24 protein-coding genes and 6 pseudogenes are annotated in these 25701 nt (G+C 68.2%); 24 read left to right on the top strand and 6 right to left on the bottom strand.

Annotated features, from left to right (window positions below; all coding sequences use genetic code 11):
* The first annotated feature begins 68 nt into the window (after positions 1-68).
* The 4 genes from BN4332_RS02950 to BN4332_RS02965 are packed head-to-tail and all read left to right on the top strand — an operon-like array spanning position 69 to position 3638.
* Positions 69-539 (top strand): winged helix-turn-helix transcriptional regulator, encoded by a 471-nt coding sequence (locus BN4332_RS02950; protein WP_276079113.1) that lies wholly within the window; start codon positions 69-71, stop codon positions 537-539.
* Positions 536-1882, top strand: coding sequence for a DUF4253 domain-containing protein (locus BN4332_RS02955; protein ID WP_066897104.1), 1347 nt, complete (start codon positions 536-538; stop codon positions 1880-1882). Before BN4332_RS02950 ends, BN4332_RS02955 begins: the two co-directional genes overlap by 4 nt.
* A 19-nt stretch (positions 1883-1901) precedes the next feature.
* Positions 1902-2816: a DUF389 domain-containing protein gene (locus tag BN4332_RS02960; protein WP_066897105.1), complete on the top strand. Its 915-nt coding sequence runs from the start codon at positions 1902-1904 to the stop codon at positions 2814-2816.
* 6 nt (positions 2817-2822) lie between these two features.
* Entirely contained in the window at positions 2823-3638 is an 816-nt protein-coding gene (locus BN4332_RS02965; RefSeq protein ID WP_066897106.1) for a DUF4231 domain-containing protein, read from the top strand.
* 1 nt (position 3639) lies between these two features.
* On the opposite strand, the gene BN4332_RS02970 is transcribed toward BN4332_RS02965, so the two are convergent.
* A complete protein-coding gene (locus tag BN4332_RS02970) occupies positions 3640-4383 on the bottom strand; it encodes a GAP family protein (protein WP_235654003.1) in 744 nt (247 codons plus the stop codon).
* Between the two features lie 123 nt (positions 4384-4506).
* Between BN4332_RS02970 and BN4332_RS02975 the strand changes: the two genes are divergently transcribed.
* The 3 genes and pseudogenes from BN4332_RS02975 to BN4332_RS02985 form a co-directional block, all read left to right on the top strand.
* Positions 4507-7194 (top strand): circularly permuted type 2 ATP-grasp protein, encoded by a 2688-nt coding sequence (locus BN4332_RS02975; protein ID WP_066897133.1) that lies wholly within the window; start codon positions 4507-4509, stop codon positions 7192-7194.
* Positions 7191-8120: a transglutaminase family protein gene (locus BN4332_RS02980; RefSeq protein WP_066897107.1), complete on the top strand. Its 930-nt coding sequence runs from the start codon at positions 7191-7193 to the stop codon at positions 8118-8120. The genes BN4332_RS02975 and BN4332_RS02980 overlap by 4 nt, the downstream gene beginning before the upstream one ends.
* Positions 8113-8520 (top strand): annotated as a pseudogene (locus BN4332_RS02985) (zinc-ribbon domain-containing protein); the annotation flags it as partial. The gene BN4332_RS02980 and the pseudogene BN4332_RS02985, both read left to right, overlap by 8 nt.
* Here BN4332_RS02985 and BN4332_RS02990 read toward each other — a convergent pair.
* Positions 8477-8749, bottom strand: a complete 273-nt coding sequence (locus BN4332_RS02990) for a hypothetical protein (protein ID WP_235654314.1) — start codon at positions 8747-8749, stop codon at positions 8477-8479. The pseudogene BN4332_RS02985 and the gene BN4332_RS02990 overlap by 44 nt on opposite strands.
* A 57-nt stretch (positions 8750-8806) precedes the next feature.
* Between BN4332_RS02990 and BN4332_RS02995 the strand changes: the two genes are divergently transcribed.
* The 4 genes from BN4332_RS02995 to BN4332_RS03010 all read left to right on the top strand — a co-directional run bounded on the left by BN4332_RS02995 (position 8807) and on the right by BN4332_RS03010 (position 11901).
* On the top strand, positions 8807-9640 hold the full coding sequence (locus BN4332_RS02995) for a DUF3097 domain-containing protein (protein ID WP_066897108.1): 834 nt from the start codon (positions 8807-8809) through the stop codon (positions 9638-9640).
* A gap of 65 nt (positions 9641-9705) precedes the next feature.
* Positions 9706-10962 carry a replication-associated recombination protein A gene (locus BN4332_RS03000; RefSeq protein ID WP_066897109.1) on the top strand — a complete coding sequence of 419 codons (1257 nt, stop codon included), beginning with the start codon at positions 9706-9708 and terminating at the stop codon, positions 10960-10962.
* A gap of 97 nt (positions 10963-11059) precedes the next feature.
* Positions 11060-11431 carry an ArsR/SmtB family transcription factor gene (locus tag BN4332_RS03005; RefSeq protein ID WP_066897110.1) on the top strand — a complete coding sequence of 124 codons (372 nt, stop codon included), beginning with the start codon at positions 11060-11062 and terminating at the stop codon, positions 11429-11431.
* Entirely contained in the window at positions 11428-11901 is a 474-nt protein-coding gene (locus BN4332_RS03010; protein WP_066897111.1) for an SRPBCC family protein, read from the top strand. Before BN4332_RS03005 ends, BN4332_RS03010 begins: the two co-directional genes overlap by 4 nt.
* A gap of 8 nt (positions 11902-11909) precedes the next feature.
* Here the strand turns inward: BN4332_RS03010 and BN4332_RS03015 are convergent, their stop codons facing one another.
* Entirely contained in the window at positions 11910-12218 is a 309-nt protein-coding gene (locus tag BN4332_RS03015; protein ID WP_066897112.1) for a GlsB/YeaQ/YmgE family stress response membrane protein, read from the bottom strand.
* Positions 12219-12298: 80 nt separating this feature from the next.
* Positions 12299-12919, bottom strand: coding sequence for an antibiotic biosynthesis monooxygenase (locus BN4332_RS03020; RefSeq protein WP_066897113.1), 621 nt, complete (start codon positions 12917-12919; stop codon positions 12299-12301).
* A 116-nt stretch (positions 12920-13035) separates the two neighbouring features.
* Between BN4332_RS03020 and BN4332_RS03025 the strand changes: the two genes are divergently transcribed.
* From BN4332_RS03025 to BN4332_RS03055, 7 genes and pseudogenes are all read left to right on the top strand, one after another.
* The gene (locus BN4332_RS03025; protein ID WP_066897114.1) at positions 13036-13437 is read left to right on the top strand and encodes a secondary thiamine-phosphate synthase enzyme YjbQ; all 402 of its coding nucleotides are present in this window, start codon (positions 13036-13038) and stop codon (positions 13435-13437) included.
* A gap of 108 nt (positions 13438-13545) precedes the next feature.
* Entirely contained in the window at positions 13546-16236 is a 2691-nt protein-coding gene (alaS, locus tag BN4332_RS03030) for an alanine--tRNA ligase (RefSeq protein ID WP_066897134.1), read from the top strand.
* Positions 16237-16240: 4 nt separating this feature from the next.
* Positions 16241-16759, top strand: coding sequence for a Holliday junction resolvase RuvX (gene ruvX / locus BN4332_RS03035; RefSeq protein ID WP_066897115.1), 519 nt, complete (start codon positions 16241-16243; stop codon positions 16757-16759).
* Positions 16752-17564, top strand: a pseudogene (locus BN4332_RS03040) (endolytic transglycosylase MltG); the annotation flags it as partial. The gene ruvX and the pseudogene BN4332_RS03040, both read left to right, overlap by 8 nt.
* A gap of 10 nt (positions 17565-17574) precedes the next feature.
* Positions 17575-17844: pseudogene (locus BN4332_RS03045) on the top strand (shikimate dehydrogenase); the annotation flags it as partial.
* 143 nt (positions 17845-17987) lie between these two features.
* A pseudogene (locus BN4332_RS03050) lies at positions 17988-18650 on the top strand (endolytic transglycosylase MltG); the annotation flags it as partial.
* Positions 18640-19116 (top strand): annotated as a pseudogene (locus tag BN4332_RS03055) (shikimate dehydrogenase); the annotation flags it as partial. The pseudogenes BN4332_RS03050 and BN4332_RS03055, both read left to right, overlap by 11 nt.
* 245 nt (positions 19117-19361) lie before the next feature.
* On the opposite strand, the pseudogene BN4332_RS34065 reads toward BN4332_RS03055, so the two are convergent.
* Positions 19362-19964: pseudogene (locus tag BN4332_RS34065) on the bottom strand (NAD-dependent epimerase/dehydratase family protein); the annotation flags it as partial.
* 33 nt (positions 19965-19997) lie between these two features.
* Between BN4332_RS34065 and BN4332_RS03065 the strand changes: the two are divergent.
* The 5 genes from BN4332_RS03065 (at position 19998) to aroB (ending at position 23963) form a co-directional block, all read left to right on the top strand.
* Positions 19998-20423 carry a prepilin peptidase gene (locus BN4332_RS03065; RefSeq protein WP_066897116.1) on the top strand — a complete coding sequence of 142 codons (426 nt, stop codon included), beginning with the start codon at positions 19998-20000 and terminating at the stop codon, positions 20421-20423.
* An 82-nt stretch (positions 20424-20505) separates the two neighbouring features.
* Positions 20506-20868 (top strand): hypothetical protein, encoded by a 363-nt coding sequence (locus BN4332_RS03070; RefSeq protein ID WP_066897117.1) that lies wholly within the window; start codon positions 20506-20508, stop codon positions 20866-20868.
* 65 nt (positions 20869-20933) lie between these two features.
* The gene (aroC, locus tag BN4332_RS03075) at positions 20934-22160 is read left to right on the top strand and encodes a chorismate synthase (protein WP_066897135.1); all 1227 of its coding nucleotides are present in this window, start codon (positions 20934-20936) and stop codon (positions 22158-22160) included.
* Entirely contained in the window at positions 22160-22891 is a 732-nt protein-coding gene (locus BN4332_RS03080; protein WP_066897118.1) for a shikimate kinase, read from the top strand. Before aroC ends, BN4332_RS03080 begins: the two co-directional genes overlap by 1 nt.
* Positions 22884-23963 (top strand): 3-dehydroquinate synthase, encoded by a 1080-nt coding sequence (aroB, locus tag BN4332_RS03085; protein ID WP_066897119.1) that lies wholly within the window; start codon positions 22884-22886, stop codon positions 23961-23963. Before BN4332_RS03080 ends, aroB begins: the two co-directional genes overlap by 8 nt.
* A 31-nt stretch (positions 23964-23994) precedes the next feature.
* Here the strand turns inward: aroB and BN4332_RS03090 are convergent, their stop codons facing one another.
* Positions 23995-24567, bottom strand: a complete 573-nt coding sequence (locus tag BN4332_RS03090) for a B-4DMT family transporter (RefSeq protein ID WP_066897120.1) — start codon at positions 24565-24567, stop codon at positions 23995-23997.
* Between the two features lie 33 nt (positions 24568-24600).
* Between BN4332_RS03090 and BN4332_RS03095 the strand changes: the two genes are divergently transcribed.
* Positions 24601-25686, top strand: coding sequence for a M24 family metallopeptidase (locus tag BN4332_RS03095; RefSeq protein ID WP_066897121.1), 1086 nt, complete (start codon positions 24601-24603; stop codon positions 25684-25686).
* Positions 25687-25701: the final 15 nt, after the last annotated feature.

The following is a 25701-nucleotide window of genomic DNA, read 5'->3' on the forward strand; positions in this document are numbered from 1 at the left end:
TATATGTACCCAGGTATACCACCTGGGTATAGTGAGAACAACTCAGGGATGAGGTTGATTCCGTGGGAATGCTGCAGGGCAAATTGGCCGACCGCGACAGCTGGTCGGCGGTGGGCCGCTGTCCGATCGAGACGACGATGGGCCAGGTCGGCGCCAAATCGGCGATGCTGATCATGCGCGAGGCGTACTACGGCACCACCCGGTTCGAGGACTTCTGGCGCCGGGTCGGAATCACGAAGGCCGCCGCATCGGCACGGCTCAACGACCTGGTGCAGGCCGGGCTGCTGGAACGCCGCCCGTATCAGGAGCCGGGTCAGCGCAGCCGCGACGAGTACGTGCTCACCGAGTCCGGGGTCGATTTCATGCCGGTGGTGTGGTCGCTGTTCGAATGGGGCCGCCGCCACATTCCCCCGGGCACCCCGCTGCGCCTGGCGCACAAGGGATGTGGCGCCCACGCCGGCGTCGAGATCCGCTGCGAGGAGGGGCACCACGTGCCCGCCGACGAACTCGTCGTCCGTGTCGAGCATCCCACCTCGTGACCGTCGGTAACCGCGCCATGGAGATTCTGGCCGCACACGGTCAATGGCGCATCGAACCCGGACTGACCGACGCCGAACTCGGGGCCCTGGAAGCACGATTCCAGCTGCGCCTCAATGTCGATCACCGAGATTTCCTGTCGGCCGGGTTGCCGGTCGGCTCAGGCTGGCCGGACTGGCGCAACGGCGACGAAATGACCCTGCGTGCGCACATCGGCCGGCCGGTGCGGGAGTTGTTGCAGTCCGTGCGCGAAGGCCGGCTCTGGCTTGAGAATTGGGGTCCGCGGCCACCCGATGACCGCGAAGCGATCACACGTGCCAGTCGAGCGTTCGCCGAACAACCGCGAGTGGTTCCGGTATACGGCGTTGCATTCCTGCGGCAGGGTTCCTACCCGGATCCGACGGTTTGGGCCGTTCAAGACGACTCCGTGACGGCGGTATGCGGCGACCTCGTCGATCTGGCCAGAATGCTGACGGGCCAATCTATCGACACTCCCGCCGGTACCGCCGATGTGCCGTTCGTACCGCCCCCGGCCGAACTGAACGTGGTGGCCTTGGAGGCACCGCCGTTTCCGCCGGATCCTGTTGCGGCGCCACCGGTCGCGGTGCGGCCACCGACCGATCCGGCAGCGGCATTCGCCGCGTACGGCATCGAACTGGGCACCCTGACGCGCCGCGACGACATACTGGCACACCGCGCCCCCATGTGGACGCTGCCCGTGGATCCTTCGGGTCACGGTGTGGCGCTGTGGCAGGCCGTGCGCGCCCGGTTCTCCGACACCGGGCTGTGGCCCGTGCTGTTGAGTGACCACACGTGGTACCGGATCGGGCTGGACGGCATCGCCGACGACATCCCGGTGCTCGCCGCCGAGCTCGACGGCGCCCGTTGGCTCGAGTCCGAATTCCTGCATCGGAGCGCGGATTGCGATATCGCTCGGGCGGACATCCCGTTTCGGTCACGGGCCGGGCGCGATTGGCAACAATCGTTCGTCGCCTTCGACCACCGCGGTGAGTACGCCACCCTGGCCCTGATTCCCACGCCGGCCGACTGGTTCGTCCCAGGGCTGCTGCAGTGGTCGGGTGCGGTCAATTCCGATGTCCTCGGCATCCGCCACGCGGCGGTGCTGCGCCGATGGGCGTATCGGTACGGCACCGAGGTGGTCGCTTTCGGTGACGGATACCTCACGCTGCGGGCATCGGCTCCGCCGACCGACGAGCGAGCCGGATTGGCCGCCGCACTGGAGGCCTGGCTGTACTGCGACGACGCGGTCAACACCCAGGCGGGTTCGCTCGACGCGCTCGCCTCCATGCTGACCGACCCGCTATGGACCTTCTGGTGGGACTGAAGCCCGCTAACGTTGGCCCGTGCTGCACTTACGCGTCATAGCGCCGGCGGATCTGCGCGATCCGATTCTCAACGTCCTGCACGACGAACCCGGTGTCACCCACGTCGTGTTGCTGGCCGGCGTCGCGGTCGACCCGCAGGGGGACCAGATCACCGCCGATGTCGCGCGCGAGGCCGTGAACAACGTCGTGGAGCGGTTGAAATCCCTTGACGTGCACCACTATGGCGCGATCACCCTGGAGCCGCTCGACACCGTGCTCTCGAGCGCGGCCCATCACGCCGAGGACGCCGCGGAAGGCGACGCGGCGGACGCGGTGATCTGGGACGAGCTCATCTCCCGGACCCGTGAAGAGTCCAGCCTCAATGTGACGTTCCTGATGTTCCTGTGCATCGCCTGCCTGCTCGCCGCGGTCGGCGTGGTCACCGACTCGGCCATCACCGTGGTCGGGGCGATGGTGGTCGGCCCCGAGTTCGGACCGTTGGCCGCGCTGGCCGTCGCGCTCGTGCAGCGGCGGATGTCGCTGGCCCGGAGGGCCGGTGCGGCGCTGGTGATCGGGTTTCCGGTGGCCATGGTCGTCACCGCGCTCGCCACGCTGGGCTTCGAGGCATTGGGGTGGGTGCAGCTGACCGCCATCAGCGAGCTGACCGCCGTGGACTTCATCTTCCAGGTGGGCCCGTTCTCGCTCGTGGTCGCGCTGCTCGCCGGTGCGGCGGGCATGCTGTCGATCGTCTCGGCGAAATCCGCGGCTTTGGTCGGCGTATTCATCTCGGTGACGACGGTGCCCGCGGCGGGCTTCGCCGTGGTGGCGGCCACCGTGGGGGACTGGGCCGTCGCCGCCAGTTCCGTGCTGCAACTGGTGGTGAACCTGGTGGGCATCACCGTGGCCGGGGTACTGGTGCTCGCGCTGTACCGGCGGACGAGGGCTGGAAGGTAGGAAACAATGAAGCTAGAAGGAATTCCATCGCCGCCGGAAGTCCGCGGTCTAGATCAGCAGATTCAAGACCTCGAAGAGTCGCACGGCGAATTGTTGCTGCGCTGGCGGTGGGCGATCGGCGGCATCTGCTCGGCCATGGTCGCCGCGGGATGCGGTATCAGTCTGGCCGTCGCCTTCGCCGGCGAATTCGCGCCACCGCTCATCATTTTTGCGTGCGTCGGCGCATTCATGGCTGCCGGAGTGTGTTTGGGCTATGCGCTGGAAAACCGAATGGAGCGAATCGGTATCAGGCGCGAATTACATCGCCAGAAGCTGACACGTAGCGAGATTCTTGCCGGACGAGTCAAGAGATCGGTCGGCCCCTATGCGCGATACAAGGAACACCTTCCGGCCTTGGCCGAGCACTACAAGTTCCGGGCGCAGCGGTATCGCCGGATGTTCGTCGCGTTGCAGCTCGTCGTCATCGTCGGATCGCTGTCAGCTTCGGCCGTCACCGCACTGTCCATCAGTGCGGACACCAAGTACGTCTCGGTTGTCATCTCGCTTATGGTGGCCGTCGCGGCGAGCTGCTCTTTGACGTTTCGGTTGCGGGAACGCGGGGACAGCCTGCAACGGACGGCCAACGACATCGAGCGGGAGTACCGTGCCGCGGAACTGCAGATCGGGGACTACGACACCGACAGTGACGAGAAGCAACGACTGAGGCAGCTCGTTGAGCGGATCGAGGCGTTACGCGCTGATCAAGCCACTGTTGAACGCAATCTCGAACAGCCGCCCGATATCCAGCAGTCGCCGACTTCAGGCTTGGGGATCTCCGGTTAGGTCAGAGGTCGCTGATCCCCAGCGAGACGAAGAACACACCAACGGCGCCGGCGATCACCGCCACCACCAGCCGGTGGTGGGTGCCCATCCACTCGTAGATCTGCTCGACACCCGACCGGGTGGCTTCCGGGGCGACCCAGAAACTGATGATCGGGATCAGCGCCGCGAGGAAACCGATCACGTTGAACACCACCAGCGCGGCCATCTGCGTGGCCACCGCGGCCCCTGAGGTGAGCGCGGCGGCCATCGCCGCCAGGTAGTACGGCGTGGGGAAACCGTTGATGAGCCCCAGCAGGGCGGCGGCCCAGGCCGACCCGCCACGCAGCGCAGCGGTCAGCCCGGTCGGCAACTTCGACAGGCCGGGCAACGCGTCTGCCGTGGGTTCACCGTTGTGGTGCTCACCCACCGCGGCAGGGACCTTGCGGCGGGATCTGATCCGGTTGACCAGGCGTTCCAGCACGCCGGTGATGGACAGCACGGCGATCGCCAATGCCACGACGCCGATGCCGATCTCCACCTCTGCCGGCACCGTGCGCCCGCCGCCGTCGCCGGTGGTGTGCTTGAACACGAACACCACGGCCGCACCCACCGCGACATTCGCGGTGAACGCGACGAGAAAGAACGGCAGCAGCAGCCGCACGGGTCGCGACCGCGACAGCATGAAGGCGACGACGCCGATCCGTAGGGGATCGGTCGCCGCCACGGCAGCCATCACCAGCACCGTGCTCCACATGCGGGCGGCCACATCCCTTCGGTCAGTTACCTCCCGCTGATTCAACCAGCGTCGGCTGAATCCGGCCGAATCACCGCGCGGCGGCCGGTGCGCCTCGGATACCGGATCTCCGTCGGGTGCGTACCGTTCTACCTGATGGTTCTTCGTACGAACGGCTCACCGGAGTCCGCCTGGGCCGGTGTCGCCACGGACACCGGCCCCGACCTGGACGGCGTGCTGGCCGGCTATCGCCGTTTGCGGGCCCAGCGTGCGTTGTTCGACGTCCGCGACGACGGTGCCGGTGCCGGTTACGACGAGCTGATCGACGCCGACGGTAACGTCCGACCCGCCTGGCGGGAGCTGGCCGAGGGGATCGGTGAGCGCGGCCGGGACGGTCTGGATCGGCTGCGCACCGTGGTGCGCGGCCTCGTCGACAACGACGGCATCACCTACATCCAGGTTGATCGCCACGGGCAGGTGGTCACCGACGGCGACGGCACCGCGGTACCGGGCCCGTGGCACCTCGATGCGCTGCCCCTGGTGATCTCGGCAGAGGACTGGGATTCCCTGGAAGCGGGGCTCGTGCAGCGCTCCCGCCTACTCGATGCGGTGCTCACCGATCTGTACGGCGCTCGGCGCTCGATTACCAGCGGCGTACTGCCGGCCTCATTGCTGTTCGGCCATCCCGGCTACCTGCGGGCCGCCCGCGGCATCGCGGTGCCCGGACGCCATCAGCTGTTTCTGCACGGCTGCGATGTCAGCCGCGGCGAGGACGGGGCGTTCGCGGTGAACGCGGACTGGACGCAGGCGCCATCCGGCGCCGGCTACGCACTGGCCGACCGCCGCGTCATCGCACACGCGGCGCCGGATCTGTACGAGCGGATCGGCCCGCGGCCGGCCTCGCCCTGGGCGCAGGCGTTGCGCCTGGCGCTGCTGGACGCGGCACCCGAGGCCGCCGAGGAACCGGTGGTGGTGGTGCTCAGCCCCGGAATCCACTCGGAAACCTCGTTCGATCAGGCCTATCTGGCCGGGGTGCTCGGATTCCCGCTGGTGGAGAGCGCCGATCTGGTGGTCCGCGACGGCAGGCTGTGGATGCGATCGCTCGGCACCCTCAAACGTGTCGATGTGGTGTTGCGCCGGGTCGACGCCGAGTACGCCGACCCGTTGGATCTGCGCCCCGATTCCCGGCTGGGCGTGGTGGGGTTGGTCGAGGTGTTGCGTCGCGGTGCGGTGACGGTGGTCAACACACTGGGCAGCGGGATTCTGGAAAGCCCGGGTTTGGCGCGGTTTCTGCCGCAATTGGCCGAGTTGCTGCTGGACGAGAAGCCGCAACTTTCCACGACCCCGATGTACTGGGGCGGCATCGACATCGAGCGTTCCCATCTGCTGACCAAGCTGTCCGCGCTGCTGATCCGGCCGGTGAACGGCGGTGAGCCGATCGTCGGGCCGATGCTGTCGGCGGCCGCCCGCGATGACCTGACCGCCCGCATCGAGGCCGATCCAGGCCGCTGGGTCGGACAGGAACTACCCCAGTTCTCCACCGCACCAACCGATTACCGTGCCAAAGGATTGTCGGCGGCACACGTCGGCATGCGCCTGTTCACCGTGGCCCAGCGCGGGGGATATGCGCCGATGATCGGCGGACTGGGATACGTTGTCGCCCCGGGGAATTCCGCGTATCAGATGAACACTCTTGCCGCCAAGGATGTTTGGGTTCGGACCCCGCAACGCATGACGGCCGAGCCGGCCCCGGTGATCCCGGCCGAACCGGTGGCCCCGGCCGCGACACCGAGCCCGACGCGGGCGGTCAGCTCGCCCCGTGTGCTATCGGACCTGTTCTGGATGGGCCGCTACGCCGAGCGCGCCGAGAGCATGGCCCGGCTGCTCACGGTTACCCGCGAGCGCTACCACGAATACCGCTACCGCCAGAACCTTGCGGAAAGCCAGTGTGTCCCGGTGTTGTTGGCCGCCATCGGGTCGATCACCGGCACAGACACCGGGGATGTCGACGATGGCGCCGAGATGATTGCGGGCGCACCGGCCGCACTGTGGGCTGCCACCGCTGACCGCAACTGGCCCGGGTCACTCGCGCAATCGGTGGAACGGCTGGGGTTGGCGGCCCGCGCGGTGCGCGACCAGATGTCCAACGACACCTGGATGGTGCTGGCCGGGGTCGAACGCGCGGTGCTGAGACCGTCCTCCGCGCGGCCCCAGTCGCCTACTGCCGCAGAGGCATACTTGGCCACCGCGCACAACCAGACCCTGGCCGGGATGTTGGCTTTGTCCGGTGTGGCCGCGGAGTCGATGGTGCAGGACATCGGCTGGACCATGATGGATATCGGCAAACGCCTCGAGCGGGGACTGGCGCTGACCGGGCTGCTGCGCGCCACCTTGACGACGAGGCGCAGCGCCGAGGCCGAACGCGCGATGATCGAGTCGACCCTGGTGGTGTGCGAATCCTCGGTGATCTACCGGCGGCGCAACCCGGGGCAGACCAGCATCACGGCGGTCGCAGAACTCGTGCTGTTCGACGCGGAGAACCCCAGATCCCTGATCTACCAGTTGGAGCGCGTCCGCTCCGGCCTCAAGGGCCTGCCCGGATCGTCGGGCTCGTCGCGGTCTGAACGCCTGGTCGACGAGCTGGCCACGCGGTTGCGTCGGTCCGACCCGGCCGATTTGGAGGAGGTCGCCGACGACGGGACACGGGAGGAATTGGCGGGTCTGCTCGACGACACGCACGCCGGAATGCGAGACCTGTCGGATGTGATCACCGCGGCACACCTGTCGCTGCCCGGCGGCATGCAGCCGCTGTGGGGCCCCGACGAGCGGCGGCTGGTGCCATGACCGGGATCACCGGTGCCGTCGGCACCCGCTGCTACGCGATCACCCATCGCACCGTCTATCGCTACTCCGACGATGTCACCAGCTCCTACGGCCGCGGGTTTCTCACGCCCCGGGATCTGGCGGGGCAGCGCTGCCTGTCTCACGAACTGGTGATCGAACCGCCCGCGGCCGATCGGTCGACCAGTCGCGACGCCTACGGCAACGTCAGCTCGTATTTTCATGTCACCGAGCGGCACCGCACGCTGAGTATCACGAGCCGGTCCGTGGTCGAGGTGGATCCTCCTGCGCCCGAACACTATTCGGGTGCATCGGCCAGGGCGCCGTGGGAGTTGGCCCGGCCGGTCGGTGGGGACGGTGCCCTGGCCGCGGAGTTCACCCTCGATCTGTCACCGCCGGAGATCACCGATGCGCTGCGCGACTATGCCGCGCCCAGTTTCGTTCGCGGGCGCCCGCTGATCGAGGTGCTGCGGGACCTGACCTCGAGGATCTACGCGGACTTCACCTACCGGTCCGGCTCGACCACGGTGTCCACCCAGGTGGCCGAGGTGCTCGCGGCGCGGGAAGGAGTGTGCCAGGACTTCGCCCGGCTGGCCATCGCGTGCCTTCGGGCCAACGGCCTTGCCGCCGGCTACGTCTCGGGCTATCTGGCCACCGACCCACCGCCGGGCAAGGAACGCATGATCGGGGTCGACGCCACGCATGCGTGGGCCTCGGTGTGGACGCCGCAGAACGTCTGGCTGGCAATGGATCCGACCAACGACCAGATGGTCGATGAGCGCTACATCGTGGCCGCGTTCGGCCGCGATTATGCCGACGTGCCCCCGCTGCGCGGCATCATCTACACGGACTCGGAGAGCAGTGTGATCGAGGTCGCCGTGGACGTGGCGCCGTATCCGGGGGCAAGAGGGGGAGTGCCGGATGCGTGATTTCACCTGCCCGAACTGCGGTCAGCGCCTGTCCTTCGAAAATTCCCTGTGCCTTGCGTGCGGCAGCGCGCTCGGGTTCTCGCTCGACGACATGGCCCTGCTGGTGATCACCGACACGGAACAGGGCAGCCATTCCGGCGCGGTAGATTCAGATGAATATCAGCTGTGTGCGAATCTGCATCTGGCGGAATGCAATTGGTTGGTCCGGATCGGTGACGGTCACCAGTTGTGCGCGTCGTGTGCGCTCACCCGTACCCGCCCGGCGGATGCCGATACCGTGGCGATGGCGTCGTTCGCCGAAGCCGAGCACGCCAAGCGCCGGCTCATCGCCGAACTGCACGAACTGAAGCTGCCGATCATCGGACGCGACGAGGATCCGGAGTTCGGTCTGGCGGCCGACGGTCCAGCTCGGCCTGGGCGGTTTCGGCATCGGGATACCCGGCCGCGCGAGCCTGGCCGGCACTGACCCGGTGGTCGCCGGGCAATTCGGCCACGTCGACGATGCGGATGGTTCCGGTGGGGGTGCGCTGGGTCCCGCCGGCCTTGGCGCGTGGCGCATCCCACCGGCGCAACACCAGCGTGATGGTGCCGTCGGCGATGCCTTCGGCCGTGCGGCGGTCTAACAGCACGGTCACGATCGTATGTCGCAACGCGGTTCTGGCCGCGGGCGTTTTTAGGATCGCCGCGTGACTGATCGCTATGGCTCCGACGTGTTGGCCCGAAACCCTCACACCCCGAAGATGACTCGATCCACGGAACAGGCCGCGGAGAAGGGCCTGGTCGTCGAGGACGCCCAGAGCGGTTACGTGGGCGCGGTGGTGCGGATCGAGGGTGGACGGGTCGAACTCGAGGACCGCCGCGGCAAGGTGCGGGCGTTCCCGATGGGGCCCGGCTTCCTGATCGACGGCAAGCCCGTGAGTCTCGTCGTCCCCAAGCGCACCGCGGCACCGGCCCGCACCGCGTCGGGTTCGGTCGCGGTTCCCAATGCCAAGGCCAGGGTGGCGCTGGCCAGCCGGATCTACGTCGAAGGCCGCCACGACGCCGAGCTCGTCGAGCAGGTGTGGGGCGCCGACCTGCGCATCGAAGGCGTCGTCGTCGAGTATCTCGGCGGCGTCGATGACCTGACCGACATCGTGGCGGAGTTCGCGCCAGGACCCGGCCGACGGCTGGGGGTGCTGGTCGACCACCTGGTGACCGGGTCCAAGGAGGCGCGCATCGCCGAGGCCGTGCGCCGCGGCCCGGGCGGGGAACACACCCTCGTGGTCGGGCACCCGTTCGTGGACATCTGGCAGGCCGTCAAACCGGCCCGGCTCGGGATGAAGGCCTGGCCGACCATCCCGCGCAACGTGGAGTGGAAACACGGCATCTGTCAGTCGCTGGGCTGGCCGCACCGGAACCAGGCCGATATCGCCGGGGCCTGGCAACGGATCCGGGGCCGGGTTCGCGACTGGAACGACCTGGAGCCCGCGCTGATCGGGCGGGTCGAGGAGCTGATCGACTTCGTGACCGCGCCCGCTTAGCGTGTTGTGTCGTGTCGGCGTGGTAAGCAGANCCGGCACCCGCCTCGGCGCCGCTGGCCGTGCGGATGCGCCCGGCCGGTCTCGACGAGGTTGTCGGCCAGTCTCACCTGCTCAAGGCCGGTTCGCCGCTGCGACGCCTGGTGGAGGGCTCCGGCGCCGCGTCGGTGATCCTGTACGGCCCGCCCGGTACCGGCAAGACCACGCTGGCATCGCTGATCTCGCAGGCCACCGGACGCCGGTTCGAGGCGCTGTCGGCGCTGTCGGCCGGGGTCAAGGAGGTCCGTGCCGTCATCGACACGGCCAGGCGTGCGGCCGTGCACGGCGGGCAGACCGTGCTGTTCATCGACGAGGTGCACCGGTTCTCCAAGACCCAGCAGGATGCGCTGCTGGCCGCGGTGGAGAACCGCGTCGTGCTCTTGGTCGCGGCCACCACGGAGAACCCGTCGTTCTCGGTGGTCGCCCCGCTGCTCTCGCGATCGCTGATCCTGCAGTTGCAGCCGTTGAGCGCCGAGGACATCGCGACAGTGGTGCGCCGCGCGCTGGCCGACCCCCGTGGCCTCGGCGGCGCCGTAGAGGCCACCGACGACGCCGTCGACCTCTTGGTGCGGTTGTCGTCCGGCGATGCCCGCCGCGCCCTGACCGCGCTGGAGGTTGCCGCGGAAACCGCCGGTGGGCCCGGCGGCACGATCACCGTGGAGATCATCGAGCAGTCGCTCGACAAGGCCGCGGTCCGTTACGACCGCGACGGCGATCAGCACTACGACGTCATCAGCGCGTTCATCAAGTCGGTGCGGGGCTCCGACGTCGACGCGGCATTGCACTATCTGGCCAGGATGCTCGTGGCGGGGGAGGATCCGCGCTTCGTGGCGCGCCGGTTGATGATCCTGGCCAGCGAGGACATCGGCATGGCTGATCCCACCGCGCTGCAGACCGCGGTGGCCGCGGCGCAGACCGTGCAGCTGATCGGCATGCCCGAAGCCCAGCTGACGCTCGCGCACGCCACCGTGCATCTGGCCACCGCACCGAAGTCCAACGCCGTGACCACCGCGCTCGGTGCGGCGATGAACGACATCAGGGCGGGCAAGGCGGGTCTGGTCCCGCCCCATCTCCGCGACGGCCACTACTCGGGCGCACAGAAGCTCGGCAATGCCGTGGGCTACAAGTACGCCCACGACGACCCCGATGGGGTTGTGCCACAACAGTATCCGCCCGACGATCTGGTGGGTGTGGATTACTACCGGCCGACCGGACGCGGCTTCGAGCGCGAGCTCGTAACCCGGGTCGACAAGCTGCGGGCGATCATTCGCCGCATCCGGCGCTGAGCCCCCGCCGCACCGGCTCGATCACCTCTTGACACCTCTTTCGGTGTGCCCTAGCTTGGTAATCAACCAATTGGTTTATCAACAGAAAGATTGACTATTGGGGCGTGATGAGGATGTCGAGTCGAAGCTGGACCGGGCTTTTCTGGCCCTCGCCGATCCGGTCCGGCGGGCGATGGTGGCCCGCCTGTCTCGCGGGCCGGCCACCGTCAACGAGCTGGCTGCGCCGTTCGCCATCACGAAACAGGCGGTGTCCAAACACATTCAAGTGCTCGAACAGGCGGGCCTGGTCACCAGGAGTCGGGAGGCGCAGCGGCGGCCGGTTCATCTCGACGCCGCGGCGCTGGAAGGGCTGACGGCATGGATCGACCGATACCGGCTGGACGCCGAACGCAACTATCGCCGGCTGGACGATCTGCTGGCCCGGATGGCAACGAACAACAACGACGACAAACCCGAGGAGAAATCATGACGAACCCGCTCAACCTGAACGTCCCCGTCGACACGCTGGCGATGGACTTCACCCGTCCGTTCGCCGCGCCCGTGGATGCCCTGTTCCGGGCGCACGCCGAACCCGAGCTGGTCACCCAGTGGCTGGGGCCACACGGCCTTGAGATGAAGGTCGAGCACTGGGATTTCCGCACCGGTGGCGGCTATCGGTACGCGCACTCCGACGAGTCCGGCAGCTACGCGTTCAACGGCGTCTACCACGTGGTGCGGCCCAACGAACTCATCATCCAGACCTTCGAATTCGAAGGCGCACCCGACATGGTGAACATCGAGTTCCTCTGGTTCGAAGACCTCGGTGCCGGCCGCAGCCAGCTGCGCGGGCGCTCGATCTGCCCCAACACCGAGGCCCGCGATGCCCTGCTGTCTTCAGGCATGGAACGCGGCATGACGGAGGGGTACGAGCGCCTCGACGCGCTGTTGGCGAACGGCTGAGGCGGGGCTCAGCGCATCAGTCCCGAGCCTCGGCCGCCCATCAGGCCCGTGCGTCTGCGACCCATCAGGGCCGCCGCGATCGCCACGCCGATGGCCGCCACGATCACCTGCACCAGCAGCTCGAGCCAGTCGATTCCGTTGGTGACCGTCGGTATCCCGATCGCCCGGGCGATGGCGCTGCCGATGAATGCCGAGACGATGCCGACCAGGATCGTCACGATCAGGCCGATCGGCTGTCTGCCGGGCACGATCAGCCGCCCGATCACCCCGACGACGATGCCGATCAGGATCGCGCTGAGTATTCCGCTGATGGTCATTTCTCCTCCAAGGCTGATGGGTGGAGGAGAGATACCCGGGCGAGATCGGCCGCAAACGGTCCCGTCAATACGATGACCCGTCAGGCCATCTCGGGGACCCGCAGGTGCGCCAGCACGAGTTCGAACTCGCCGACGTCGAGCTGATCGGCACTCAGATCGCGCAGCCGGGCCGTGCGCAGCGCCCTGGCCTGATCGCGGTTGCGGTCCATCGCCTCGGCACTGTCGAACGTGGCCGACGACACCGCCCGGCCCGAACCGCGGTCGAGCATGAGGCTGGCGCTGCAGAACCCTTCGAGGTCTTCCATCGCGGGCAGCACCGAGGTGCGGTAGAACTCGACGGCCCGGTCGAACAGCTCGGGGCGGGTCCGCAGCCAGGTGGCCCGCACACACGCGCCCGGCCCCGAGTACTGCTCACGGTGCACGACCGCGATCTCCCATTCGTCGACCGTCGCGGTCCCGGCGAACACTTCCACCACTCGGTGGCGCATGGGCGCTATCGCGGCCGCGCTGGCGTGCATGGCCTCCTCGGAACGCCAGGCCGTCGTCAGGACACAGCGGCCCGACTCCCGGTCCACCATCAACGAAAGACCCACGCAGCCGTCCACGTGGTCGAGGGCCGGCATGACCTCGTCGCGGACGTGGGCTGTGCCGGCATCGATCGCCTGGACGCGCGCCGCGATCGTGGTTGAACGTGCGAACACGATCCACCCCTTCCTGCCAGGGCGGCGCCCCGGTGGCGCCACCGGTTCCCACCCCCACCTTCCTCCCGTGTGTCTCGGGAGGCAATGGGCCGGCGCGCGCCTCGTAGGCTGGATGGATGGACACCGACGTGATCGACGTGGACACCTCGCGGCGCCGCATCGTCGATCTCACCGACTCGGTGCGCGAGTTCTGCGGCGCGCACCGCGACGGGCTGTGCAACGTGTTCGTGCCGCACGCCACGGCCGGCGTGGCCATCATCGAAACCGGCGCCGGATCCGACGAGGATCTGCTGGATACCCTGGAACGGTTGTTGCCGCGTGACGATCGGTATCGGCACCGCCACGGATCGCCAGGCCACGGTGCCGACCACGTGCTGCCCGCCCTGGTGTCGCCGTCGGTCACGGTGCCGGTACAGGCGGGACGCCCGCTGCTGGGAACGTGGCAGAGCGTGGTGCTGGTCGACCTCAACCGCGACAACCCGCAGCGGTCGGTGCGGCTGAGCTTCCTGCGGGCGTGACGTTCGTCGCCTTTTCGGCGTGAACGCGCAGAACGGTAATGTAAAGCGGTCGAACTGGTGGTTGCCCGGGCAATCCCAGCCACCCACGAACACGAGGACAGAGACGACGTGCAGACACACGAGATCAGGAAGCGCTTCCTCGATCATTACGTGAAGGCGGGTCACACTGAGGTGCCCAGCGCCTCGGTGATCCTCGACGACCCCAACCTGCTGTTCGTCAACGCCGGCATGGTGCAGTTCGTGCCGTATTTCCTCGGTCAGCGCACCCCGCCGTGGGATCGTGCCGTGAGCGTCCAGAAGTGCATCCGCACGCCGGACATCGACGAGGTGGGCATCACCACCCGGCACAACACCTTCTTCCAGATGGCAGGCAACTTCTCGTTCGGTGACTATTTCAAGAAGGGCGCCATCGAGCTGGCCTGGAGCCTGCTGACCAATCCGGTCACCGAGGGCGGTTACGGCTTCGATCCGGAAAGGCTGTGGGCAACGGTCTATCTGGACGACGACGAGGCGATCGAGCTCTGGAAGGAAGTTGCCGGGCTGCCCGCCGAGCGCATCCAGCGCCGCGGCATGGCCGACAACTACTGGTCGATGGGCATCCCCGGTCCGTGCGGGCCGTGTTCGGAGATCTACTACGACCGCGGACCCGAGTACGGGATCGAGGGCGGGCCGGAGGCCAACGAGGACCGCTACATCGAGATCTGGAATCTCGTGTTCATGCAGAACGAGCGCGGTGAGGGCACCTCGAAAGACAACTTCGAGATCCTCGGTCCGCTGCCGCGCAAGAACATCGACACCGGGATGGGTGTCGAGCGCATCGCGTGCCTGCTGCAGGGCGTCGACAACGTGTACGAGACCGACCTGGTGCGGCCGGTGATCGATTTGGTCGCCTCGATCGCACCCCGCGGGTATGGCGCGGGCAACCACGAGGACGACGTCCGCTACCGGATCATCGCCGACCACAGCCGCACGGCGGCCATCATCATCGGCGACGGGGTCAGCCCCGGCAACGAGGGCCGCGGCTACGTGCTGCGCCGGCTGCTGCGCCGCATCATCCGCGCGGCCAAACTGCTCGGCGTCGAGCAGCCCATCATGAGCCAACTGATGACCACGGTGCGCGACGAGATGGGTCCGTCGTACCCCGAACTGGTCACCGATTTCGAGCGCATCAACCGCATCGCCGTCGCCGAGGAGACCGCGTTCAACCGCACCCTGGTCGCGGGTTCGAAGCTGTTCGACGATGCCGCCGCCGCGACCAAGAAATCCGGGGCCACGGTGCTTTCCGGCAGCGACGCGTTCACCTTGCACGACACCTACGGCTTCCCGATTGACCTCACCCTGGAGATGGCCGCGGAGGCCGGCCTGTCGGTCGACGAGCAGGGATTCCGAAAACTGATGGCCGAGCAGCGGCAGCGTGCCAAGGCCGACGCCGCGGCCCGCAAGCAGGCCCACACCGATCTGTCCGCCTATCGCGAGCTCGTCGACGCCGGTCCGACCGAGTTCACCGGATTCGACGAACTGACTTCCGAGGCAAAGATTCTCGGCATTTTCGTGGATGGCAAGCGGGTTCCGGTGGTCTCGCACGAAGGGCTGGAAGCTGATCGGGTGGAACTCATCCTCGATCGCACCCCGTTCTACGCCGAGTCCGGTGGGCAGATCGCCGACGAAGGCCACATCAACGGGACCGGTAGCTCGGCAACCGCACAGGCCGCGGTCACCGACGTGCAGAAGATCGCCAAAACCCTGTGGGCCCACCGCGTCAACGTCGAATCCGGCGAGTTCGTCGAGGGTGACACCGTCACCGCGGCCGTGGATCCGAAGTGGCGTCACGGCGCAACCCAGGGGCACTCCGGCACTCACATGGTGCACGCCGCGCTACGACAGGTGTTGGGCCCCACCGCCGTTCAGGCCGGTTCGCTGAACCGCCCCGGCTACCTGCGGTTCGATTTCAATTGGCAGGGCGCGCTGACCGACGACCAGCGCACGCAGATTGAAGAGGTCACCAACGAGGCGGTCGAGGCCGACTACCAGGTGAACACCTTCATCACCGCCCTGGACAAGGCCAAAGCCATGGGCGCCATGGCGATGTTCGGTGAGAACTACCCCGACCAGGTGCGGGTGGTCGATATCGGCGGGCCGTTCTCGCTCGAGCTGTGCGGTGGCACCCATGTCCGCAACTCGGCCCAGATCGGGCCCGTCACCATCCTCGGTGAATCCTCGGTCGGATCCGGCATTCGCCGCGTCGAGGCCTACGTCGGCCTGGAGTCCTTCCGCCACCTGGCCAAGGAACGCGCGTTGATGGCGGGCCTGGCCTCGTCGCTCAAGGTGCCCTCCGAGGAGGTACCGGCCCGGGTGGCGAACCTGGTGGAGCGTCTCAAGGCGGCCGAGAAGGAACTCGAGAAGGCCCGGCTGGCCAATGCCCGGGCCGCTGCGGCCAACGCGGCCGCCGGCGCCGAGACCATCGGCAAGGTCCGGGTAGTCGCGCAACGGATGGCGGCCGGCATGTCGGGCGGTGATCTACGCACCCTGGTCGGCGACATCAAGGGCAAGCTCGGCTCCGACCCGGCGGTCATAGCGCTGATCGCCGAGGGCGAGAACGACTCCGTGCCTTTCGTGGTGGCGGTCAACCCGGCGGCTCAGGATCTGGGGCTGCGCGCCAACGATCTGGTCAAACAGTTCGGCGCAGCGGTCAACGGCCGCGGGGGCGGCAAGGCAGACATGGCACAAGGTTCCGGTAAGGGGGCGGCGGGTATCGACGCGGCATTGGCCGCGCTGCGCGCCGAGATCGGCCGAGGCTGACTTCGTGTCCGACACGGCCGATGACAGGTTGCCGGACCGTCCGGGGGACGACGACCCGGGACGTGGCCGGCGCATCGGCATCGACGTCGGAACAGTCCGGATCGGGGTCGCCAGTTGCGATCCCGACGGCATCCTGGCCACTCCGGTCGAGACGGTCCAGCGCGACAAACGCGACCGTTCCGGTAAGCACTTGCGCAGGCTGCTGGCGTTGATCGGTGAATACGAGGCCGTCGAGGTGGTCGTCGGACTGCCGCGCACCCTCGGCGACCGCGCCGGTAGTTCTGCCCTCGACGCGATCGAACTGGCCGATCTGCTGGCCCGCCGGATCGCTCCGGTACCGGTGCGGTTGGCCGACGAGCGGCTCACTACTGTGTCGGCACAGCGGTCCTTGCGCGAAGCCGGTGTTCGGGCAAAGGGACAGAAGGCGATGATCGACCAGGCCGCTGCGGTTGGCATTCTGCAGAGCTGGCTGGATCAGCGACGTGCGGCCCTGGCTGCGCGCGGAGAGGGCATGGATGGCTGAAAAGTGGGGTGCCGAAAAAGCTCAGCCCGAGGCGGTGGGCCCACCGCGGCGCGGGATGAGCCCGGCCCAGCGCGCACGCAAATCCCGCAACGACCGCAAGCGACGGGTCACCAGGGGCTTTTCGCTGGCGGCGTTGATCGTGGTGTTGATCGGCGCGGTGTTCCTCGGCTCCAAGCTGTGGCACAGCATGTCCGGCAGCTCCAGTGACTATGCGGGTGACGGCGTGGCCGATGTCGTGATCCAGGTTCACGACGGCGATTCCACGACGGCCATTGCCAAGACCCTGCAGGAAAAACGGGTGGTCGCCACGGCCAAGGTGTTCGTCGAGGCCGCCCACGACAATGAGGCGATCTCGGCGATCCAGCCCGGCTTCTACAAGCTGCGCACCGAGATCCCGGCCGCCAATGCCGTTGAACGCCTTGCTGATCCGGAAAACCGGGTGGGCAAGCTCACCATCCCGGAAGGGCGTCAGCTCGACGACATCGCCGACGTGAAGACCAACGCCGTCACCGAGGGCGTCTTCACGCTGATCTCGAAGGCCTCGTGCGTCGAACTCGACGGCGAACAGCGGTGCGTGCCGGTCGACCAGCTGCGCGCGGCGGCCCAAACGGCCCCTGCCGCCGCGTTGTCGGTCCCCGAATGGGCCAGCGGCCCGGTCGCGGCGATGCCGAACGACCATCGGCGGCTGGAAGGGTTGATCGCACCCGGAACGTGGAATGTCGATCCGGCGGGCACGGCGCAGGAGATCCTGGCCACGCTGATCGCAGGCAGCGCCGACGTCTACACCCAGAGCGGCCTGCTCGACNGGCCCCGCCCTCGACGACGCGGCGGCCGCCGCCGATGCGGCGGTCAGCACTATTCCGGCCGACGCGGCAGCCCCCTATGCCGACACCCTGGCCGCGGTGCCGCGGTTGCTCGACGCCATCTACGACCCGTGGCCGACGCCACTGGCCCGGGCCGTGCAGGCCGCGGGTGGTGAGGTCATCAACGGGCTGCAGATGTTGTTGAACCAGGCGTTCGCCCAAGTGGAGCAGTTCACCGGGATGCCGGCCCCCAAAGAGGCGATGCGGGCCGCACTGGGCTGAGTGCTCACGGGGCGAACGCGCCCCGGTGGTAGGAGCTGTAGATGTACTCCTTGGAGCCGACGAGGCGGGCCAGCGGGGTCTGCACCGTGTTCTCGCCGGCCACCATGTCCGCGATGGCGGCCAGGTCGTATCTCGGCTGCNGCGTGCCGGTCGACCAGCTGCGCGCGGCGGCCCAAACGGCCCCTGCCGCCGCGTTGTCGGTCCCCGAATGGGCCAGCGGCCCGGTCGCGGCGATGCCGAACGACCATCGGCGGCTGGAAGGGTTGATCGCACCCGGAACGTGGAATGTCGATCCGGCGGGCACGGCGCAGGAGATCCTGGCCACGCTGATCGCAGGCAGCGCCGACGTCTACACCCAGAGCGGCCTGCTCGACACCGCGGCGGCCATGCAGCTGTCGCCCTACCAGATCCTCACCGTCGGATCATTGGTGCAGCGCGAAGCCAAGCCCCAGGACTTCGCCAAGGTTGCGCGGGTGATCTACAACCGGCTGGCCGAGAACCGCAAGCTCGAGTTCGACTCGACCGTGAACTATCCGCTGGATCGTCAGGAAGTGGCGACCACCGACGCGGACCGCGCTCAGGTCACGCCGTGGAACACCTATATGAGCCAAGGTCTTCCGCAGACGCCCATCTGCTCGCCCGGCATCGAGGCGCTGGGCGCCGCCGAGCACCCGGCGGCGGGGGACTGGTTGTACTTCGTCACCGTCGATCTGCAGGGCACCACGTTGTTCACGCGTGACTACGACGAGCACCTCGCCAACATCGAACAGGCGCAGCACAACGGTGTCCTCGACAGTGCCAGATAGGCGGCCCGCCGCCGTGCCAGATAGCGCCCGCAAGGCCGCAGTTCTCGGCTCGCCGATCGCCCACTCACGATCGCCGCAGCTGCACCTGGCCGCCTACCGCGCCCTCGGTCTGCCGTCGTGGACGTATGACCGCATCGAATGCACGGCCGAAGAATTGCCCGGTCTGGTGTCGGGGCTGGGCCCGGAATGGGTGGGCCTGTCGGTCACGATGCCGGGCAAGTTCGCCGCATTGGAGTTCGCCGATCAGCGCACCGAACGCGCTGAATTGGTGGGCTCGGCCAACACTCTGGTCCGGATGCCCAGCGGTGGCTGGCGTGCGGACAACACCGATGTCGACGGAGTGGTGGGTGCCCTCGGCGCCGCCGGTGACTCGGCGCTGGTGATCGGATCGGGTGGTACCGCCCCAGCCGCGGTGGTCGCCCTGACCGAACTCGGCGTGCAGCGCATCACCATCGTGGCGCGCGATGANCGGGGCGCCCGGAGCGCGAACACCTCGGCGGCATCGGTCCGCAGCCGCGGCAGGTCCGCCGCCCGGAACGGCGTGGTCGCCGAGACGATGTAGCGGCCGAATCCGATTCGGGTGGCAGCGGCCGAGGCCACCAGATGCGCGTCGACCGCGTCCTCCAGCGAAACCCGGCGCGTCGCATACTCATCGGCCTTGACGTTGGCATCGTGACGGCCCTCGTGGGCGTCCGGCCGGTCGTCGGTCTCGGGGAAGAAGCGGGCCACCCGCAGCACCACGCACGGCAGTCCGTGGTTGCGGTGGGCCAGCTGGCACAGGTCCTCGGCCGCAGCCTTCGTGACGCCGTACATGTTCTTGGGCACCGGCGTCACCGACTCGTCGATCCAGGCCGCCGGCCGATGGGCCTCTGGCACCAGTGCGTCGCCGAAAACCGTTGTGGAGGAGGACATCACGAACGCCCGCACACCCGCGTCCACGGCCGCGTCCAGAAGGGTCAGGGTCCCGCTGACATTCGTGTCGACGAACGCCTGCCCTGGCACGAACGCCAACTGCGGCTTGTGCAGCGTCGCGGTGTGCAACACCACGTCGACGCCCGCCATCGCGGAACGGACCAGTGCGGTGTCGGTGATCGAGCCCACCTGGTCGGTCCACGGCGACGGCCGCATGTCGAGACCCACCACGTCCTCGCCACGGGCACGGAGGGTGCGGACGATCGCCTCACCGAGGTGGCCGGAACTGCCGGTGACCAGAGTGCGCACCACTCGACCGTGCCACACCGCCGCAACCGGTTTTCTCGACGGCGGGTGCGGTGGCCGCCGCGCTGCGCGGAGGCTGACCGAAAAGAAGCGCATCGGCGGCGCACCGGCGGCACTTAACCTCGGCTCATGGGGGTGGGGGCGACCGTCGTCGTGGCGTCGTGGCTGCTGGCACTGAGCGGCTACGACGTCCGAGAACGGCGGTTGCCGAATTGGCTCACGCTTCCGGGGGCGGTGTTGATCCTGGTGGTGGCGGCACTGGCCGGGCGTGGCGGCCACGCGCTGGCCGGGGCGCTGACGCTGTCGGGCGTCTATCTGCTCATGCATCTACCGGCGCCCCGGTCGATCGGCGGGGGAGACGTCAAACTCGCCCTCGGCCTCGGGGCGATGACTGGCGCGTTCGGTGTCGACGTGTGGCTGCTGGCCGCGCTGGTGGCACCCCTGCTCACCGCGGTTCTCGCCATCGGCGCCGCGGTCCGTGGTATCCGAACCGTTCCGCACGGACCGTCGATGTGTACCGCGAGCGCCGTCGCGGTCGCCCTGGCGCTGGTGTGACCGACGGCCGAATTGGTGCTCGGAGCACCCGAAATTCGTGATTACGCTCATCACCGATAGCCAGTCGTCCCGGGGGGTTCGCATGTCACAGCCGCATTGGCAGCAGGCCGCACAGCAGTTTCCGCCGCCGCCCGCGGTTCCGGTTTTCCAAGTAGAGACGACGCGGCACACCGGCCTGCTGGTCTTGTGGTTCAACCAGACCCGCGTGGTCACCGGGACCGCCGAACAGTGCGAGGCCGCTCTGACCAGCGCCCAGCGGCACAATCTTGTTCTGGGCTGGTGGAGCTTCCTGTCGATCCTGTTCATGAACTGGCTGTCATTGCTGTGCAACGCAGGTGCCCGGGCCAAACTGCGCAAGGAAGTCGAGCAGGCGCAGGCCTACGCGCAGTGGTGGTACCAGTACGGTCAGCACCACAACGCGCCGCAGCAGCCGCAATGGCAATAGGCCGCGTTCGAGTCCGGTGACCACGGATTTCGGGAGGCAAACCCCGACGTGGGAGAATGACACCCGTGTTGCGTTGGACCACAGCTGGTGAATCCCACGGCCGCGCCCTGGTGGCCATGCTCGAAGGGATGGTCGCGGGCGTGCCCATCACCTCAGAGGAGATCGGGGCACAGCTCAAGCGTCGCCGCCTCGGCTACGGCCGGGGCGCCCGGATGAAGTTCGAACAGGACCAGGTCACCATGCTGGCCGGGGTTCGTCACGGCACCACCCTGGGCGGGCCGATCGCCATCGAGATCGGCAATACCGAATGGCCCAAGTGGGAAACCGTGATGGCGCCGGATCCGGTGGACCCCGCCGAGCTCGACGTGGCCCGCAACGCCCCGTTGACCCGGCCCCGCCCGGGGCACGCCGACTACGCCGGCATGCTCAAGTACGGCTTCGACGACGCCCGTCCGGTCCTGGAACGTGCCAGCGCACGTGAGACCGCCGCACGTGTCGCGGCGGGCACGGTGGCCCGGGCCTTCCTGCGGGCAGCACTCGGTGTCGAGGTGGTCTCCCACGTCATCTCCATCGGTGCGTCGCAGCCCTACGACGGTCCGCCGCCGCAGTTCTCCGATCTGGAGAAGATCGATGCCAGCCCCGTTCGTGCGTTCGACGAAACGGCGGAGTCGTCGATGATCGCCGAGATCGAGGCCGCCAAGAAGGACGGCGACACCCTCGGTGGCGTGGTGGAGGTCGTGGTCGAAGGACTGCCGATCGGCCTGGGTTCGTTCACCAGCGGGGACAACCGCCTCGACAGTCAGCTGGCCGCCGCCGTGATGGGCATCCAGGCGATCAAGGGTGTGGAGATCGGCGACGGTTTCGAGACCGCGCGCCGTCGCGGCAGCGTGGCCCACGACGAGATGTACCCGGGGCCCGACGGAGTGCTGCGCTCCACCAACCGGGCCGGCGGCCTGGAGGGCGGCATGACCAACGGCCAGCCGCTGCGGGTCCGGGCCGCGATGAAGCCGATCTCGACCGTCCCGCGGGCGCTGGCCACCGTCGACATGGCCACCGGTGAAGAGGCCGTCGCCATTCACCAGCGTTCCGATGTGTGCGCCGTGCCCGCCGCCGGTGTGGTGGTGGAGACCATGGTCGCGCTCGTGGTGGCCCGTGCCGTGCTGGAGAAGTTCGGTGGGGACTCGCTGGCCGAGACCAGGACCAACATCGACGCCTACCTGCGCGCCGTGCGCACGCGCGAAGCAAATCCGGGTGATGCCGAGCGCGAGCCGGCGGAGCAGGCCCTGGGCTGATGGCGCCCAAGGCGGTACTGATCGGCCTGCCCGGATCGGGCAAGTCGACCATCGGCCGCCGGCTCGCCAAGGCACTGAATCTCACGATGGTCGACACCGACGCCGCCATCGAGGAGACCACCGGCCGCACCATCGCCGACATCTTCGCCACCGACGGCGAAGCGGAGTTCCGCCGCATCGAGGAAGAGGTCATCCGCACCGCGCTGGCCGGTCACGACGGCGTGCTGTCGCTGGGTGGCGGAGCGGTCACCACCCCCGGCGTGCGTGCGGCCCTGGCCGGACACACCGTGGTCTATCTCGAGATCAGTGCCGCCGAGGGAGTGCGCCGCACCGGCGGATCCACCGTGCGGCCGCTGCTGGCCGGGCCCGACCGCGCCGAAAAGTACCGCGCGCTGATGTCCGAGCGAGTGCCGCTGTACCGGCGGGTGGCGACGATGCGGATCAACACCAACCGGCGCAACCCCGGCGCGGTGGTGCGCACCATCGTCGCCCGGCTGGAAAGCCCTCCGGCTCAGAAACAGCCGCAGAAGCCGCCGCAGCCCCGAACGGCCAAACGGCGCCGTCGTCGCCCGCCCTGGCGGCGTGGTCCGGCCGGGCAATCGTCGTCCGGTTCCGAAGCCACGGGCGGCAAGGCCGCACCCCGCACCTCCGGTGCCGAAAAGGCAGAAACGACAGCCATACCCACCCCCGCGGCCCTGGCCGCTCGTAACGCGGAGCGACATGATGACTGACCCGGTAATCGTCGAGGTACTGGTGGACCGGCCCTATCCGGTGATCATCGGGACCGGCCTGCTCGGCGAACTGGGCAACACGCTCGAGGGCCGTCACAAGGTGGCGATCCTGCACCAGCCGGTGCTCACCCAGACCGCTGAGGCCGTGCGGCAACACCTGGCGGACAAGGGAATCGAAGCCCACCGCATCGAGATCCCGGACGCCGAGGCAGGTAAGGAGCTGCCCGTCGTCGGCTTCATCTGGGAAGTGCTGGGCCGCATCGGGATCGGCCGCAAGGACGCCGTCGTCAGTCTCGGCGGGGGAGCGGCCACCGATGTCGCAGGGTTTGCTGCGGCCACCTGGCTGCGGGGCGTCGACATCGTGCACGTGCCGACGACCCTGCTGGGCATGGTCGACGCCGCAGTCGGTGGCAAGACCGGGATCAACACCGATGCCGGTAAGAACCTCGTCGGCGCCTTCCATCAGCCTGCCGCCGTCCTGGTGGACCTCGCCACGCTGGAAACCTTGCCGCGCAACGAGATTGTCGCCGGGATGGCCGAGATCGTGAAAGCCGGTTTCATCGCGGACCCGGTCATCCTCGACCTGATCGAGGCCGATCCGGATGCGGCGCTCGACCCCACCGGAACCGTGCTGCCCGAACTCATCCGCCGCGCGATCGCGGTCAAGGCCGAGGTGGTTGCTGCCGACGAACGAGAGTCGCAGCTGCGCGAGATCCTGAACTACGGCCACACCCTGGCGCACGCCATCGAACGCCGTGAACGCTACAAGTGGCGCCACGGTGCCGCCGTCTCGGTCGGTTTGGTGTTCGCGGCCGAATTGGGCCGACTGGCCGGGCGTCTCGACGACGAGACCGCCGACCGGCACCGCGCGGTGCTGACCGCTCTCGGCCTGCCGGTCACCTACGACGGCGACGCGCTGCCCCAGCTGATGGACTACATGGCCGGCGACAAGAAGAACCGCTCGGGCGTGCTGCGGTTCGTCGTGCTCGACGGCCTGGCCAAGCCGGGCCGGCTGGAGGGACCGGATCCGTCCCTGTTGGCGGCCGCATACGCAGAAGTGGCGCGGACCTGACGGTCCGCGCCACTCGCGCCTGATTCTCCGGCTACTGCTTGGGCTGCTCGGGATACTCGACCGGGGTGGTTGCCTCGGCGTCGGTGTTCTCGGCGGCGCCGTTGGCGCTGACCGCGGCGAACACGTCGGTGTCGGCACGGTCGTCAGCGGCCAGGCCGTGATGGCGCTGGCGCGGCATCGGCGGGGCGTTGCGGTCGACCAGCCACCGGCCCACCGTCACACCGCCCACGCCGAGCAGGAAGACCAGCAGCGCGGTGAACGCCGCGAACGTGGTCACCTCGTTGAGCAGCGCATCGGTGTAGAGGCTTTTGTAGAACAACCCGATGAACCACGACACGGCGCCGCTGACGATGCCGGCGAACAGACCGGCGATCAGCCAGGTCATGGCCAGGTCGGCGCGGCGGTCCGGGTCCGGGTTGCTTCGGGCGTCCGACTTGCCGTCGAGCACACCCCAGATCAGCACCCCGATTCCGAACAACGTGACCAGCCCCAGGCTGAACCACGTGGCGTTACCCGGCGAGGCGTTGATCAGTGCTCCCTGCAGTAAGCGCACGATGACCATCGCTGTTGCGAACACCACTCCGCGCAGTAACCACTTGCTCATGGGGGCACACTGTAGCGAGTAGCGTCACAGACCGTGACTATTTCCCAGCGCAGGGACCGGCTGCGGCGGCGACTGGCCGACTCCGGCCTGGATGCGATGCTGGTAACCGACCTGGTCAACGTGCGGTATCTGTCCGGATTCACCGGGTCCAACGCGGCGCTGCTGATCCTGGCCGAGGACGCCACGCCGGTCTTGGCCACCGACGGCCGGTACCGAACCCAGGCTGCGCAGCAGGCGCCGGATGCCGAGGTGGTCATCGAGCGGGCGTGCGGCTCACACCTGGCAGGCCGCGCGGCCGGCGCCGGGGCGATCCGTTTGGGGTTCGAGAGTCATGTCGTCACCGTGGACGCCTACGGCGCCTTGAAGAAGGCCGCGGGCGACGGGGTCGAGTGGGTCCGGGCGGCCGGCACCGTGGAGGCCCTGCGTGAGATCAAGGACGCCGGTGAGATCGCGATCCTTCGGTTGGCCTGTGAGGCCGCCGACGCCGCGCTCGCCGATCTGGTGGAACGCGGTGGCCTGCGGCCCGGGCGCACCGAGCGTCAGGTGCGCAACGAGCTGGAAGCGCTGATGCTCGAACACGGGGCCGACGGCCCGTCGTTCGAGACGATCGTCGCCACCGGGGCCAACTCGGCCATTCCGCATCACCGCCCCACGGATGCGGTACTGGCCGCCGGCGACTTCGTGAAGATCGACTTCGGCGCGCTGGTGGCCGGCTATCACTCCGACATGACCCGCACGTTCGTGCTGGGACCGGCCGCCCCATGGCAACTCGACATCTACGATCTGGTGGCCACCGCGCAGCAGGCCGGATGCGAGGCACTGGCCCCCGGTGTTTCGCTGAGCGCGGTGGACGCGGCGTCACGCCAGGTCATCGCCGATGCGGGGTACGGCGACCACTTCGGTCACGGCCTCGGGCACGGCGTCGGGCTACAGATCCATGAAGCGCCGGGAATCAATGCCGCTGCCGCCGGTACACTGCTTGCTGGCTCTGCGGTCACCGTTGAGCCAGGTGTCTACTTGCCCGATCGCGGCGGTGTCCGGATCGAGGACACCCTGGTCGTCGGAGAGGCGGCACCCGACCTGCTTACCCGGTTCCCCAAGGAACTGGCCATTTTGTGACAGAAACTTAGGAGC

Origin of the sequence: Mycolicibacterium houstonense (assembly GCF_900078665.2) — a bacterium.
In the GTDB taxonomy this organism is placed as follows: domain Bacteria; phylum Actinomycetota; class Actinomycetes; order Mycobacteriales; family Mycobacteriaceae; genus Mycobacterium; species Mycobacterium houstonense.

What these genes read in the sequence shown, in the direction of transcription:
- BN4332_RS03090 (WP_066897120.1), bottom strand. Translation starts at nt 24,567, where the DNA reads ATGAGCAAGTGGTTACTGCGCGGAGTGGTGTTCGCAACAGCGATGGTC.
- BN4332_RS03025 (WP_066897114.1), top strand. Translation starts at nt 13,036, where the DNA reads ATGGACACCGACGTGATCGACGTGGACACCTCGCGGCGCCGCATCGTC.
- BN4332_RS03000 (WP_066897109.1), top strand. Translation starts at nt 9,706, where the DNA reads ATGCGCCCGGCCGGTCTCGACGAGGTTGTCGGCCAGTCTCACCTGCTC.
- aroB (WP_066897119.1), top strand. Translation starts at nt 22,884, where the DNA reads ATGACTGACCCGGTAATCGTCGAGGTACTGGTGGACCGGCCCTATCCG.
- BN4332_RS03080 (WP_066897118.1), top strand. Translation starts at nt 22,160, where the DNA reads ATGGCGCCCAAGGCGGTACTGATCGGCCTGCCCGGATCGGGCAAGTCG.
- BN4332_RS03015 (WP_066897112.1), bottom strand. Translation starts at nt 12,218, where the DNA reads ATGACCATCAGCGGAATACTCAGCGCGATCCTGATCGGCATCGTCGTC.
- BN4332_RS03065 (WP_066897116.1), top strand. Translation starts at nt 19,998, where the DNA reads ATGGGGGTGGGGGCGACCGTCGTCGTGGCGTCGTGGCTGCTGGCACTG.
- BN4332_RS02965 (WP_066897106.1), top strand. Translation starts at nt 2,823, where the DNA reads ATGAAGCTAGAAGGAATTCCATCGCCGCCGGAAGTCCGCGGTCTAGAT.
- BN4332_RS03070 (WP_066897117.1), top strand. Translation starts at nt 20,506, where the DNA reads ATGTCACAGCCGCATTGGCAGCAGGCCGCACAGCAGTTTCCGCCGCCG.
- BN4332_RS02950 (WP_276079113.1), top strand. Translation starts at nt 69, where the DNA reads ATGCTGCAGGGCAAATTGGCCGACCGCGACAGCTGGTCGGCGGTGGGC.
- BN4332_RS03010 (WP_066897111.1), top strand. Translation starts at nt 11,428, where the DNA reads ATGACGAACCCGCTCAACCTGAACGTCCCCGTCGACACGCTGGCGATG.
- BN4332_RS02975 (WP_066897133.1), top strand. Translation starts at nt 4,507, where the DNA reads ATGGTTCTTCGTACGAACGGCTCACCGGAGTCCGCCTGGGCCGGTGTC.
- BN4332_RS02980 (WP_066897107.1), top strand. Translation starts at nt 7,191, where the DNA reads ATGACCGGGATCACCGGTGCCGTCGGCACCCGCTGCTACGCGATCACC.